Genomic DNA, 13420 nt, shown 5'->3' on the forward strand with positions numbered 1-13420 from the left:
ATGAAACTCGAAAATATTTATCTTCAAAGAATTCGTGAACTTGACTTAAGAGTAGATTCTTTGCAACTTGAGGCTATTAGACGGTTGCAAGAAATAGTAAATCAACTCAATTCAAAAAAAAATTATAAGTTGAGGTTGTTTAACAAATCTTTTTATCCTTGTATCAAAGGATTATATATGTGGGGTGGTGTAGGTCGTGGTAAGACCTTTGTAATGGATATCTTTTATAATAACCTCACAATAAAGAATAAAAAAAGGCAGCACTTTTCACATTTTATGAAAAACATTCATACGCAACTTAGAAAATATCAGGGGGAAAAAAAACTAATTTCAAAAGTTGCTTATGACATGGCGAAACAAACACAAGTTATATGTTTTGATGAATTCTTTGTTGAAGATATTGCTGATGCTATGATCTTAGGTAGCATTTTTACCGAGTTATTTAAGTTTGGTGTGGTGTTGGTAGCAACCTCAAACATAGAGCCAGAAAAACTTTATAAGAATGGTTTGCAACGCGAATTGTTCTTACCTGCTATCGATATTTTACTTAAAAATGTTGATGTACTAAATTTAGATTCTGGGGTTGATTATAGGTTTCGTTTGCCTACTGAGTATCTAAATTATCTCTATCCATACAATGAGCATAATCGTAAAAATTTCTTTGATAAATTCTTCCTTAGAAATAGTTATTTTGATAAAGATCTTAGTATACGAGTCTTAGCTAGGGATATTCCAACAATATTGCTAAGTCATAGAGATGTTTGTTTTGATTTTAAGGTTATTTGTGGTGATGGTAGAAGTGCTCATGATTATATAGAAATTTGTGATACATATGAACAGCTTTTTATCTATAATATAGTTGGGTTTTATCATCATAATGAAGATATGGCTAGACGCTTTATTGCATTAATAGATGAGTTTTATGATCAGAATAAAAAGGTTGTGATTCTTGCTAATTGTGATTTTAAGGACTTGTATAATGGCGAAAGACTCAAGTTTGAGTTTAAACGGACTATAAGCCGATTAAATGATATGCAGAACTCACAGTTTGGAGTTATAGATGAATAAGGTTGAGTTTATTGAGGTTACAGATGATGTCATAGACCAGCGTATTGATAACTTTCTGTTAAGTAGATTTTCTCAGCTACCTAAATCTTTAATTTATCGCTGGATTCGTAAAGGTCAACTACGTGTAAATAAAAAAAGAGTTAAGCAGACATCACGCGTAAGAGAGGGAGATATTGTAAGAGTACCACCATTTAGTTTAGAAGAAGGTGCTAAATCAATAAAAGTCTCACAGTCACATCTAGATTTCTTGGAACAGCGTATTCTTTATGAGAATGATGAATATATAATAGTTGATAAACCATCAGGCATGGCAGTACATGGTGGCTCTGGAGTTAATTCAGGATTAGTTGAGCGTTTAAGGCAGCTACGTCCTAAAGTTAGACGTTTAGACTTAGTGCATAGGCTTGATAAAGAAACATCTGGGTGTGTACTTTTAGCAAAAAAACATAGCTCTTTGGTATATTTCTTTGATATCTTCAAGCAACGCAAAGTTAATAAGGTTTATTATGCGATAGTTCATGGCTACTGGGATAAAAAAATCACTACAATAGATTTACCTTTAAAAAGAATCAAAACTAAAGATGATCAAAGAGTTGTTAAAGTTGATAATAAAGATGGGAAACAGGCTTTAACTAAGATTGTATCAATTCGGCATTTACAAGGAGGCTTTAGTCTACTTGAGATAAAACTAGAAACAGGTAGAACTCATCAAATTAGAGTGCATACAAAAGCTATCGGTCATCCTATTGTTGCAGATAAGAAATATGGCTTTGCTACTAAAGATCAATTGTTGTTAGACAAGGGAATTGATAAGCTATTATTACATGCTGGTAATTTAGAGTTCTATGATGAAAAGCAAAACAAGCAAATATCAGTAACAGCAGCTTTAGATTCTAGATTTGAAAAATTTATGCAAGAGTAGAATTAATCTTTATTATCTTTTATCATAATTAATATTACAAGCGAAGCAATCATACTTGCAACTAGAGTTGTAAATGCAAAATGGTATGAGTTTAATTCAAAGTATTTAATATCAGCAGAACTAGTATATTGAGAAACAATTTCTCCTGTTTTATTTATGTACTTGCCAGTCCATGACCAATCTAGGAAATATCCTATAAGTGGGTCAAATATTGCACCTAATAAAGGTTCACCTGTATTTATGAAAGCAGCAACAGTTGCTGTTATTACTATAGGATTTATAAGGTTTCCTATAGCAAATGAAAGCATATAGATTCCTAAACATAGACCAAAGATAAACAACATTATTGCTGATATTGTAGCGCTTGTTTTTGTCAATAAAACAAAGCTGAGTGCTATAGTACCAATTATATGAAAGAATATCATCACTTCTTTTCTACTATCAAGGATTTCAGATAATTTGCCAATAATTGGCGATCCAATAGCCATACCGATAAAAATCATCGAGATTATACTAGCAGCTTCTTCTCTTGAGATATGATATGCTTCTCTGAAATAAGCATTACCCCAGAAACCAGCAAAAGCATCAACTGCCGTAAAGCTTAAGCCGACATAAAATGTCAAGAGCCAGTTATTTTTATTTTTGATGACTTCTTTAAGAGCATATAGAGTTTTTATCTGATTACTAGGCGAGCTAGCTCCTGGTTGTTTAGGATTAAAATCGCGCACAACAATATAGTAAACTACAGCAATCAGTAAGCTAGCTACAGAAAATAGTAGCATAGCTGTTTTCCAATCACCACAGAGTGTTATTAGATAAGCTAGCGGAGCTTGGGCACATAGCGCACCAATCATTGCTGCTGTAGCAAGGAAACTCGCAGCAAAAGCAAATTTGCGTGGTTCAAACCACACTGAGACAGCTTTGAGATAGGATATAGTAGCAAAGGATACACCTAAACCAGTGGTTATCCTTGCGATGTATGCCATACTTAGACTACCTAAGTTTGCTGCAACAATAAATAATATAATGCCAGTGGCAGAAATTGTGATTGAAATTGAGTTAATTAGTCTAAAGCCAAATTTATCGAGAATTGGTCCAGCTAAAAAGAGTTGGCAGATAATTATAGACCAAAAAAATGCTGAACCTAAAGCTCCTGTTTGTGTAGCATTAGTACCAAAGCTAGACATCATATCATCAGTGATTAGACTTGGAAATACTTGCATTACATACTTGTCAAATAGTAAAAATGAGCTAAGTATTATTATTATCCATGCATAGCCACGTATATTATATATCCCTTGTTCCATATGCCATTAATTCAGATAGTGTGAAACTTAATTTTATGTTCCAAAGTTCTATAAATCAAGCGTTAAAGCTTTTTCTTTGTTAATATTGGCTTTTTTGGTATGATAAGGTGATGTTTTGATTAATGAGACTGACGTATATGTTAGCAAATATTAGGATTTATACCAAAAAAATTATTTTACTTCAATTAATATTGGCATTAGTTGGTTATTTTGTTACTTTAGTATTTTATGGTCATGTTTATGCTAATTCACTTTTAATAGGATCATTAACAATGTTTTTAGCTAATTTTGTGTTTTTTTTCAGACTACTTATAAATAAGCAGTTCAGCCCATGGGCTGAAATAGTGATATTTTATCTTAGCGAGCTTCTGAAACTAAGCACTATAGCACTGCTGACGATATTGTTAGCAATTTATATAAAACCGAAATTATTTTCTTACATTTTTGGTTTAGTTTTGTTACAATTAACTGTGTGTTTTTATGCCTATCTTGTTCAAAAGGTGAGATAGGTTTAATTTAAGTGGTTATATAAAAAATAGATAGCATAATACTGGTGGAATATAATAAATGGCAAATACAGAAGCGGGCTCTCAAGTTGCTACTGAATATGTGCAGCACCACTTGCATCACTGGCAAGTAAGCTTAGGTCAAGGTGCTTTTTGGCAGCTTGATGTTGATTCACTATTGGTGAGTGTCATACTTGGAGTTGCATTTATACTAGCTATGTTTTTAGCAGCTAGAAAGGCTAGAGCAGGTGTTCCTAGTAGATTTCAGAATATGGTCGAAGCTGTGTGGGAATGGATGGATGGAATGGTTGCTGAAAATTACCATTACAAAAGAGATTTTGTTACACCGTTGGCACTTACTATCTTTATTTGGGTGGTGTTGATGAATTTGATGGACTTACTTCCTGTTGATCTTTTTGGTTGGATAATTAGTTTCTTTAATACTAGCCACGAAGCTTATTTCAGGATTGTGCCTACTGCTGATCCTAATGTTACTTTTGCCTTGTCAATAGCTGTTTTCTTTCTAGTAATTTTTTATAATCTTAAGGCAAAGGGTTTTGGACTAGTTAAAGAAGTGTTAAGCTCACCTTTTGGTGTTTGGTTATTTCCTTTAAATATCTTTTTTAGACTGGTTGACGAAATAGTTAAGCCAATTTCGTTGTCACTGCGTTTGTTTGGTAATATTTTTGCGGGAGAGCTTATATTTATCCTTATAGCTTTATTGCCATGGTGGTTCCAGTGGACTCTTGGTGGTATATGGGCAATATTCCATATCCTAATTGTTTTAATACAGGCTTTTGTATTTATGATGCTAACTGTTGTCTATTTAAATATGGCACAGGAAGCTCACTAGGTTTAAACAAACTTAAAAATAAATCTTTAAATAAAACAGGAGAAATAAAAAATGGATATGTCTTTACAGGTTTTAGGAAACTTAAATGGTTTGACAGCAATTGCAGTAGCTTTACTGATATCATTACCGGCTTTAGGAACAGCTATAGGTTTTGGTGTTTTAGGTGGTAAATATCTTGAAGGCGTTGCGCGCCAACCTGAATTAGGTGGAATGCTACTTGGTCGTATGTTTATTGTTGCGGCTTTCGTTGATGCATTCGCTGCTATCTCAATAGCAATTGGTTTCTTAGTTCTTTATGCAAATCCTCTAGCAATTCCTGGCTTGGCTGAAGCAGCTCAGAAAGTAATTGGTGCATAATTAAACAATAAAATCATAAGTTTCATTATGTAAAGGATAAGTAAATGGATATTAATATAACTCTAATAGGGCAAATGATAACATTTGCAATCTTTGTTGGATTTACAATGAAGTTTGTATGGCCTCCGCTACGTAAGGCTTTAGAAGAGCGTAGAGAAAAGATCGCTGAAGGTCTAGCATCTGCTGATAGAGCATCTAGAGAGCGAGAGGTTGCTAAAAGACAATCTGCAGAGATTTTGCGTGAAGCTAAGGCTAAGGCAACTGAAATAGTTGAAAATGCTTATGTAAGGGCCCATAAGGTTGATGAGCAAGCAAAAGAGGAGGCTATTGCGGCTGCTGATAAGATCAAAAGTATGGCTATTGCTGAAATAGAGCAAGAAAAGATTAAAGCAAAAGAGCAACTTAAGCAAGAACTTGTTAGTCTAGCTATAGCAGCTGCTAGCAAAATCATAGCAGTAAGTGTTGATGAAGAAGCTAGTAGAAAAGTTTTAGAAGACTTTTTAGAAAAAGTATAATTGATTAAATAAGGTAGACAAATGACAAATATAAGTGTGATTGCGAAACCATATGCTAAAGCAGCATTTGAGTTTGCAAATGAACATAACCTACTACGACAATGGTCTAAGTTGCTTAAAACATTTTCTGAGTTAATCAAAGATAGCTCTGTGGCTGAAATTATATCTAATCCTATTATGTCTCAGATTGAGATTATCAATGCTTTTAAAAAACAATTGGATGAAAGCTTTTTAAATTTTCTTACTTTGATAGCTGAAAATAAAAAGTTGTCAATAATGCCAGAAATAGCAAACCAATTTGAGTCTATTAAAAATATCCATAACAATATTAAAGTGGCTGATGTTACTTTAGCTTATGCTACAAATAAAAACATCTTGGATGGCTTGAAAGCTAGTTTGGAGAGGAGATTTTGCTGCACTATTGATATGCATATAAATATCGATCCAGCGATAGTTGGTGGGGTAGTGGTCAAGGTTGGAGATACAGTTATTGATAGTTCAGTATCTGGCCATTTAGATAAATTAAAAAGTATTTTGTTATCATAAAATTTATAGGAAGTGAGCTTATGCAACTAAGTCCATCAGAAATAAGTGGTTTAATAAAACAAAGAATCGAAAAGTTTGATAATTCAGTTGAACTAAAGTCAGAAGGTACAATTGTCAGTGTTGCTGATGGTGTTGTTACTATTTATGGATTGAATGATGTCGCAGCTGGTGAAATGGTTAAGTTACCAGGAGATGTGTATGGTCTAGCTCTCAACTTAAATACAGACTCGGTTGGTACTGTAGTTTTAGGTGAATATGAACATATCAAGGAATGTGATAAAGCATACTGTACTGGTAGAATTTTAGAAGTCCCAGTTGGTGAAGCTCTTTTGGGTAGAGTTGTCAATGCATTAGGTAATCCTATCGATGGTAAAGGTGAGGTAGCAACTGATTTAACTTCGCCTATCGAAAAAATTGCTCCTGGTGTTATTTGGAGAAAATCAGTAGATCAAGCATTGCAAACAGGTATTAAGTCAATTGACTCGATGGTACCTATTGGTAAAGGTCAAAGGGAGCTTATCATTGGCGATAGACAGATTGGTAAAACTGCAATTGCTGTTGATACGATTATTAACCAAAAGGGTACGGGTGTTAAATGTATCTATGTTGCTATTGGTCAGAAGGCATCTACAATTGCAAATATTGTAAGACAGCTTGAAGAGCATGGTGCAATGGAGCATACGATTATTGTTGCAGCTACAGCTTCTGATTCTGCAGCGCTGCAATACATTGCACCATATGCTGGATGTTCTATGGGTGAGTACTTTAGAGATCGTGGTCAAGATGCGCTTATCATTTATGATGATTTGACTAAGCAAGCATGGGCTTATAGACAGATTTCATTACTATTAAGAAGACCGCCTGGACGTGAAGCTTATCCTGGTGATGTATTTTACCTTCACTCAAGACTACTAGAAAGAGCAGCTAGAGTAAATGAAGAATATGTAGAGAAATTTACTAATGGTGAAGTTAAGGGTAAAACTGGTTCATTAACAGCATTACCAATCATTGAAACACAAGCTGGTGATATCTCAGCATTCATTCCTACGAATGTTATTTCAATAACTGATGGACAGATATTCTTAGAGACAGGTTTATTTAACTTTGGCTTAAGGCCTGCAATAAACCCTGGTAACTCTGTTTCACGTGTCGGTGGAGCAGCACAAACTAAGATTATTAAGAAACTTGGTGGTGGTATCCGTTTAGCACTTGCACAGTATAGAGAACTAGAAGCGTTTTCACAATTTGCATCGGACTTAGACGAAGCAACTCGTGCACAATTAAATAGAGGCCAAAGAATAACAGAATTACTAAAACAAAAACAATTCTCAACTTTATCTGTGGCTTTAATGGCATTGTCACTTTATGCCGCTGATAATGGTTACTTAGACAGCTTAGAAATTTCAGAAGTGATACCTTTCGAATCAGCTTTACATGCACTAGCAGAAACTAAGTATGCTGATGTAATTGCAGAAATTAATGAAACAGGTAAGTATAATGCAGAGATTGCTGATAAGTTAAAAACTATTGTTGAAGACTGTAAAGTAAATCAAGCTTGGTAATAGGAGTATAGACGATGTCTAGTGCTAGAGAAATACTTTCCAAAGTGCAGAGTGTTAAGAGCACACAAAAAATTACAGGTGCAATGGAGTTAGTTGCTGCTAGTAAAATGAGAGGAGCAATTGTTAAGATGAATAATGTGCGTCCTTATGTTGAAAGCGCAAACATTATTATCAAAAATGTCACAGCTGCAAGTATCGATTATCCTAATCCTTATTTGTTTGATAGAGAGGTAAAAAGAGTCGGTTACATAGTTACATCTACAGATAGAGGTCTGTGTGGAGGTCTTAATATTAACCTTTTTAAACATGTTCTAAAAAATATTAAGAACAATATTGAAGATAAGATTGGAATTGATATATGTGTGATTGGTTCAAAAGCTGAAAATTTCTTTGCAAAATTAAAAGGTGTCAATATTGTAGCAACAGCCCATTATAACGATAAAGACAAAGAAGGAAGTATTAGAGCTATTGGTGGTGCAGTTAAAGTAATGCTAGATAAGTTTATTGCAGGTAAGGTTGATAGGTTATATATGAGTAGTAACCAATTTGTAAGCACGATTAAACAAAAACCTAGGTTACAAACATTACTACCGATTCAAGATATTTTCTCAGCAAAAGAAATAAAAGCAAATAAAGAAAAAGCATCTAAAGGTCACTGGGATTATATCTATGAAAGAGATATAGAAGAAGTTTTAAATGCTCTATGTATCAGATATATTGAAGCTCAAGTTAGAGGTGCGATATTAGAAAATGCAGCATGTGAGCAAGCTGCTCGTATGATGGCAATGAAAAATGCAACTGATAATGCTAGTGATATAATTGATCAGTTGAAATTAGATTACAACAAAGTAAGACAAGCTATGATTACGCAAGAGCTTGCAGAAATTTGTTCAGGTGCGGCAGCAGTTTAGGAGAGGTAAATGAGTACAGGTAAAATTATTCAAGTGATTGGTGCCGTTATTGATGTGGAGTTTACTCGAGATAACACACCTAAAGTATATGATGCTTTAAATGTAATAGAAACTAGTCTAGTGTTAGAGGTACAACAACAGATTGGTGATGGTATAGTTCGTACTATTGCTATGGGATCTAGTGATGGTCTTAGACGTGGTATGGAAGTTGAAAATACAAATGCACCTATTTCTGTTCCAGTTGGTCATGGCACGCTTGGACGTATCATGAATATATTAGGTGAGCCAATAGATGAGGCTGGGTCAATTGAATATACTGAGAAAAGATCCATCCATCAAGCTCCTCCTGCATATGATGAGTTAGCATTAAGTACGGAAATACTAGAAACAGGTATTAAGGTAGTCGATCTTATCTGCCCATTTGCTAAAGGTGGCAAGGTAGGTCTATTGGGTGGTGCTGGTGTTGGTAAAACTGTAACAATGATGGAGCTTATCAATAATATTGCGAAAGAGCATAGTGGTTATTCAGTGTTTGCAGGTGTTGGTGAGAGAACTCGAGAGGGTAATGATTTTTACTATGAGATGAAAGATTCTAATGTACTAGATAAAGTATCATTGGTATATGGTCAGATGAATGAGCCGCCTGGAAACAGATTAAGAGTAGCTCTTAGTGGTCTTACTATCGCTGAAGGTTTCCGTGATGAAAAGCGTGATGTTTTGATGTTTATCGATAACATATATCGTTATACATTGGCAGGTACAGAAGTATCAGCACTATTAGGCCGTATGCCATCTGCTGTAGGTTACCAGCCAACACTCGCTGCTGAGATGGGTGCATTACAAGAGCGTATTACATCCACTAAGACAGGATCTATTACTTCTATTCAGGCTATATATGTACCAGCGGATGACTTAACAGACCCTTCTCCAGCTACGACTTTCTCACATTTAGATGCAACAATTGTATTATCACGCCAGATTGCTGAGCTTGGTATTTATCCTGCTGTTGATCCTCTAGATTCAACTTCTAGACAGCTAGACCCACTAGTTGTGGGTCAGGAACACTATGAAACAGCTCGTGCAGTGCAGAAAGTACTTCAAAGATACAAAGAGTTGAAAGATATTATTGCTATTTTAGGTATGGATGAATTATCTGATGAAGATAAGAAAATTGTAGATAGGGCTCGTAAGATTCAGAGATTCCTATCACAGCCATTCCATGTCGCAGAGGTATTTACTGGTAACCCTGGTAAGTTCGTATCACTTAAGGATACTGTAGCAAGTTTTAAGGCTATAGTTAATGGTGAATATGATCATTTACCAGAGCAAGCTTTCTATATGGTTGGTTCTATACAAGAAGCTATCGAGAAAGCAAAAACTCTATAAATTAGGTTATAATATGACAAAGAAGTATATAAAAGTTGAGGTTGTTAGTCCTATAGGTTCAGTTTTTAAAGGTGAAGCTGATATGGTGAGTCTACGTGGATCTGCTGGTGAAATGGGGATAGCATATGGTCATACTGAACTATTATCTACTTTACCAGCTGGTGTAGTAAATGTCAGAAAAGATCAGCATACTGATGTACTATATGTTTCAGGTGGTATAGTAGAAGTTACTCCAACTCGTGTAACTATTATGGTTGATGATATGGAGAGAGCTGAAAACCTTAATCAGGCTGAATCAGAGAAAGCAAGAGCAAGAGCAAAAGAAGTTCTCAAAAATCCAGATGCTTCAAAGCTTGATATTGAAGCAGCTAACAAAAGATTAAAAGAGGCAGATGCACGCCTTAAAGCACTTAACTCTTCAAATGGTCTGTATTATTCAAAAGATGAATAATTATTAATAACAGAATTAATTGATACAAAATGATAGGCTATTCAAACAAACTATATTGGTAATTTATTAATTTGTAGTTACTCAATTAATTAAAATGCTTTAAATTTAGAGTTATTATTATGATATCAGGGTAAAATTATTTATAATTCAAATATAATATTTTGAACCTGTTATTGATAAATGAGAAAATTTTTTATACAGCTTATAATATTTGCTTTAACATTACCGTTAATGCTAAGGGCTGCACCATTAGCTAATTTAGGCTCAGATTCTAAAGTTTATGAAACATTATTACCGAACAGAATAATCGCAGGGTTTCTCGATATTCGTACTCCAGGTTCGACAACAAGAGTTGATATGCAAAAGGCCAAAAAAGATGGCTATAATGTTATGATAGTTGCTTATGGGGAAGTTTATGATAATGATATAGGTTTTTATACTACTTCTGTAACTTCTACACAGACTATAATAGATAAAATTCGTAATGCTAAAAAAGCAGGAATGAAAATATTATTGGCTGTTGGTGGGAGTCTCAACACTTTCCATCCTGGAGTTAAGCAAGGAACTTTAGATCCAAAAATTTTTGGTCATAATATTTCTGATACACAAATAAAAGTTTTAGCTAATAATATAGTTAATTTTTTAAACAAAAATGATCTTGATGGTATTGTATATAGTATTAAAAAATTTACATCAGCTGACTTTATTGCCAAACTTTCTGCCGCTATAAAAAAAATCGATGCAAAAATAATAATTGCTGCTGAGCCTGAAGTTAACAATTATAAATTAGTTACGACAGGCGTCAGTAATGATTATGACAAGGCTATTCATGAGGGTAAAATAGATTATCTGTTTATACAAGAATATGGTGCATTTCCCGAGTATGATCCAAGTTTTATTTCTGAAAGTTATTCAAAGATTATTGAAAATGCCCATATTCCTCTTAATACAAAAATTTTGATAACAGAGCCAACAAATGCTGTTTCTGGCGGAACAAATACTATTTATCACCCGCAAGGTAACGCAACAAAATCATTATCAACTGAGCAAGCGGTAAAATTAATATTACCACAACTTGAGAAACTAAAATTTAAACCAAGGTTTGCGGGTGTTGCTGGGTGGTCATTGAATACAGATTATGCTGCTGATCTATATGGAGATTCTTCGCATAATGCTGGAGCCTTTGCAAAAGGGCTTAGTGAGTGCATTTATAAGAATGCTTGTGTTGAAATAGATAATAAAATACATGGTCCAGTCGTTGCTGGGGTTTTACCGCTGTGGGGTAAAAGTAGCTCTTATAATATTTCTGGTCAGCAGATAAATACTACTCCGATAAGCATATCAATGCCAAAAGATAAGGAGTATTGTGATTATAATCCTAATGTGTGTAAGTATAACGTCATTATATTAGCATATCTAGCCTACACTAATAGTAAAGGTTTTCAATTATCTTTTAATGAGGAGAATGGCAGTTCTAAGAAAATATATTCTCCAAAAGAACTAAAAGCTTTTATAGCTTATATGAATTCTAAAGGGAAACATACAGTCATTTCTATTGGTGGTAAGTATTCTCATGTTGATTGGGAGACGATAAATTTAAGTGACCTTATAAAAATCGTTCAAGAGTTTGGGTTTAATGGCATAAATTTTGACTTAAGTAGTTCTGATATACCTAAGAATGAGAAAACAGTAAAGGTAGCTGCTGATAAAATAAATAAATTAATAACAATATTAAGACAAAATAACCATGGTTTTTGGTTAACTTTTTCTCCTGAGTGGCACTATATAGTTGCACCATTAGCCAAAAATGACAAAGATAATATTTATGTCAATCATAATTACATTGAATTATTAGATAGCGTTGGTATGAATAAAATAAATTATATTTGGCTTAACACATATGCTGATAAACCTTCTGATGGAATTTTAAGTTTTTATCAGGATAAAAATGCAGAGTATATAAAAATTACTCCTACTGATGGTTATGCTAAGTTCTTAGCAGTACTTGCTTGGGCTTTGACGACGCAAGTAGGCTATGACGTAAATATGCCAAAGTATGATGAAATTGATAAACCTTTGGATATTCCTGCTAATAAGTTGGTCTTAATGATTCCTGCAACCAAGGGTACTACTCATGGTAGGATGATGTATGTTTTAACAGAAAAAGATATCAAAGAAGCAGTCTCTTTGATGAAAGAAAATAAGGCATCTTTTGCAGGTTTTGCAGTTTGGAGTATCGATTTTGATGCAACTAATATTAACAATGGTGATTTGGGTAATGACTACAGCCATAAGCCTTGGAGTACAACAGCTGCAATTTTAGATGTTAGTTTACCACCTATAGTGTCAAAAATAAAAAATCAAATAAAACAACAAACTAAAGTTATTCCATCAATACAGGGACAACAGCAAAGTATAGAGACTGGGGTTATAAATTATCCTGATAAAATTGGCTCTTATAATACTGATACTATCATAAATTTTCAAGGTAAAAAATATAAGTGTAAATCTAGTTTAGAAGTCAAATTTTGTAATAATAAAGGATACATTCCAAATGGACTATATGGTTATCTTGCTTGGGATGAGATTAATACTTTCAAGCCTAAGACAAAAACTAAACAGCACAAACTTGCTGCTGGTAAAATAGTCAAATACCCAAATTTTATTGGAAATTATAAAGTTGGACAAATTGTTATTGCTTGTGATAGAAAGTTTGAGTGTCAAAAGCAAGAGTTATGTAATGATAAATCATACCGACCTATAGGCAAAAGTGGTTATCTTGCTTGGAGTGATATAACTGATGATGTTGCTCACTTGACAAATGAAGCTAAACAGCCTAAGCCCAATGGTGCTGAGTATATTTATCCATATGGTATAGAGAACTATAAGTCAGGTACTATAGTTGCCGTTGGTCAAGAGCTATACCGTTGTAATCTTGGTCCTGAATCTAGTTTATGTACTAGTGTAGCATATAAACCAACTGGTAAGTATGGTATAGATGCTTGGACAAAAATAGATGGTAAGTAAAGATATTTA

The 13420-nt window shown here is 33.9% G+C and carries 13 protein-coding genes; 12 read left to right on the plus strand and 1 reads right to left on the minus strand.

The features are described 5' to 3' along the window. The gene (zapE, locus tag FSC845_RS02710; protein ID WP_064461653.1) at nucleotides 1-1068 is read left to right on the plus strand and encodes a cell division protein ZapE; all 1068 of its coding nucleotides are present in this window, start codon (nucleotides 1-3) and stop codon (nucleotides 1066-1068) included. Next, on the plus strand, nucleotides 1061-1990 hold the full coding sequence (locus FSC845_RS02715; RefSeq protein WP_064461654.1) for an RluA family pseudouridine synthase: 930 nt from the start codon (nucleotides 1061-1063) through the stop codon (nucleotides 1988-1990). The genes zapE and FSC845_RS02715 overlap by 8 nt, the downstream gene beginning before the upstream one ends. Nucleotides 1991-1992: 2 nt before the next feature. On the opposite strand, the gene FSC845_RS02720 is transcribed toward FSC845_RS02715, so the two are convergent. Continuing rightward, a complete protein-coding gene (locus tag FSC845_RS02720; RefSeq protein ID WP_064461655.1) occupies nucleotides 1993-3297 on the minus strand; it encodes an MFS transporter in 1305 nt (434 codons plus the stop codon). Nucleotides 3298-3434: 137 nt separating this feature from the next. Between FSC845_RS02720 and FSC845_RS02725 the strand changes: the two genes are divergently transcribed. The 10 genes from FSC845_RS02725 to FSC845_RS02770 all read left to right on the plus strand — a co-directional run bounded on the left by FSC845_RS02725 (nucleotide 3435) and on the right by FSC845_RS02770 (nucleotide 13411). Continuing rightward, nucleotides 3435-3806, plus strand: a complete 372-nt coding sequence (locus tag FSC845_RS02725) for an ATP synthase subunit I (RefSeq protein ID WP_082343479.1) — start codon at nucleotides 3435-3437, stop codon at nucleotides 3804-3806. A gap of 58 nt (nucleotides 3807-3864) precedes the next feature. After that, a complete protein-coding gene (gene atpB / locus FSC845_RS02730) occupies nucleotides 3865-4656 on the plus strand; it encodes a F0F1 ATP synthase subunit A (RefSeq protein ID WP_064461657.1) in 792 nt (263 codons plus the stop codon). Nucleotides 4657-4707: 51 nt separating this feature from the next. Next, nucleotides 4708-5013: a F0F1 ATP synthase subunit B gene (locus FSC845_RS02735; RefSeq protein ID WP_064461658.1), complete on the plus strand. Its 306-nt coding sequence runs from the start codon at nucleotides 4708-4710 to the stop codon at nucleotides 5011-5013. A gap of 44 nt (nucleotides 5014-5057) precedes the next feature. After that, nucleotides 5058-5528, plus strand: coding sequence for a F0F1 ATP synthase subunit B (locus FSC845_RS02740; RefSeq protein WP_064461661.1), 471 nt, complete (start codon nucleotides 5058-5060; stop codon nucleotides 5526-5528). A gap of 21 nt (nucleotides 5529-5549) precedes the next feature. Further along, nucleotides 5550-6074: a F0F1 ATP synthase subunit delta gene (locus FSC845_RS02745; protein WP_064461663.1), complete on the plus strand. Its 525-nt coding sequence runs from the start codon at nucleotides 5550-5552 to the stop codon at nucleotides 6072-6074. Between the two features lie 20 nt (nucleotides 6075-6094). Then, nucleotides 6095-7636, plus strand: coding sequence for a F0F1 ATP synthase subunit alpha (atpA, locus tag FSC845_RS02750; protein ID WP_064461665.1), 1542 nt, complete (start codon nucleotides 6095-6097; stop codon nucleotides 7634-7636). A 14-nt stretch (nucleotides 7637-7650) separates the two neighbouring features. After that, complete coding sequence (locus FSC845_RS02755; RefSeq protein ID WP_064461667.1) at nucleotides 7651-8547, plus strand: F0F1 ATP synthase subunit gamma; 897 nt, start codon at nucleotides 7651-7653, stop codon at nucleotides 8545-8547. Nucleotides 8548-8556: 9 nt separating this feature from the next. Then, complete coding sequence (atpD, locus tag FSC845_RS02760) at nucleotides 8557-9933, plus strand: F0F1 ATP synthase subunit beta (protein ID WP_064461670.1); 1377 nt, start codon at nucleotides 8557-8559, stop codon at nucleotides 9931-9933. Between the two features lie 13 nt (nucleotides 9934-9946). Beyond that, a complete protein-coding gene (locus FSC845_RS02765; protein WP_064461672.1) occupies nucleotides 9947-10384 on the plus strand; it encodes a F0F1 ATP synthase subunit epsilon in 438 nt (145 codons plus the stop codon). Nucleotides 10385-10564: 180 nt separating this feature from the next. Continuing rightward, on the plus strand, nucleotides 10565-13411 hold the full coding sequence (locus tag FSC845_RS02770) for a glycosyl hydrolase family 18 protein (RefSeq protein WP_064461674.1): 2847 nt from the start codon (nucleotides 10565-10567) through the stop codon (nucleotides 13409-13411). The last annotated feature ends 9 nt before the right edge of the window (nucleotides 13412-13420 follow it).

The organism is Francisella persica ATCC VR-331 (genome assembly GCF_001653955.1).
Classification (GTDB): domain Bacteria; phylum Pseudomonadota; class Gammaproteobacteria; order Francisellales; family Francisellaceae; genus Francisella; species Francisella persica.

Coding starts and splice junctions, on each gene's coding strand:
- zapE (WP_064461653.1), top strand. CDS start 1: ATGAAACTCGAAAATATTTATCTTCAAAGAATTCGTGAACTTGACTTA.
- FSC845_RS02715 (WP_064461654.1), top strand. CDS start 1,061: ATGAATAAGGTTGAGTTTATTGAGGTTACAGATGATGTCATAGACCAG.
- FSC845_RS02720 (WP_064461655.1), bottom strand. CDS start 3,297: ATGGAACAAGGGATATATAATATACGTGGCTATGCATGGATAATAATA.
- FSC845_RS02725 (WP_082343479.1), top strand. CDS start 3,435: ATGTTAGCAAATATTAGGATTTATACCAAAAAAATTATTTTACTTCAA.
- atpB (WP_064461657.1), top strand. CDS start 3,865: ATGGCAAATACAGAAGCGGGCTCTCAAGTTGCTACTGAATATGTGCAG.
- FSC845_RS02735 (WP_064461658.1), top strand. CDS start 4,708: ATGGATATGTCTTTACAGGTTTTAGGAAACTTAAATGGTTTGACAGCA.
- FSC845_RS02740 (WP_064461661.1), top strand. CDS start 5,058: ATGGATATTAATATAACTCTAATAGGGCAAATGATAACATTTGCAATC.
- FSC845_RS02745 (WP_064461663.1), top strand. CDS start 5,550: ATGACAAATATAAGTGTGATTGCGAAACCATATGCTAAAGCAGCATTT.
- atpA (WP_064461665.1), top strand. CDS start 6,095: ATGCAACTAAGTCCATCAGAAATAAGTGGTTTAATAAAACAAAGAATC.
- FSC845_RS02755 (WP_064461667.1), top strand. CDS start 7,651: ATGTCTAGTGCTAGAGAAATACTTTCCAAAGTGCAGAGTGTTAAGAGC.
- atpD (WP_064461670.1), top strand. CDS start 8,557: ATGAGTACAGGTAAAATTATTCAAGTGATTGGTGCCGTTATTGATGTG.
- FSC845_RS02765 (WP_064461672.1), top strand. CDS start 9,947: ATGACAAAGAAGTATATAAAAGTTGAGGTTGTTAGTCCTATAGGTTCA.
- FSC845_RS02770 (WP_064461674.1), top strand. CDS start 10,565: ATGAGAAAATTTTTTATACAGCTTATAATATTTGCTTTAACATTACCG.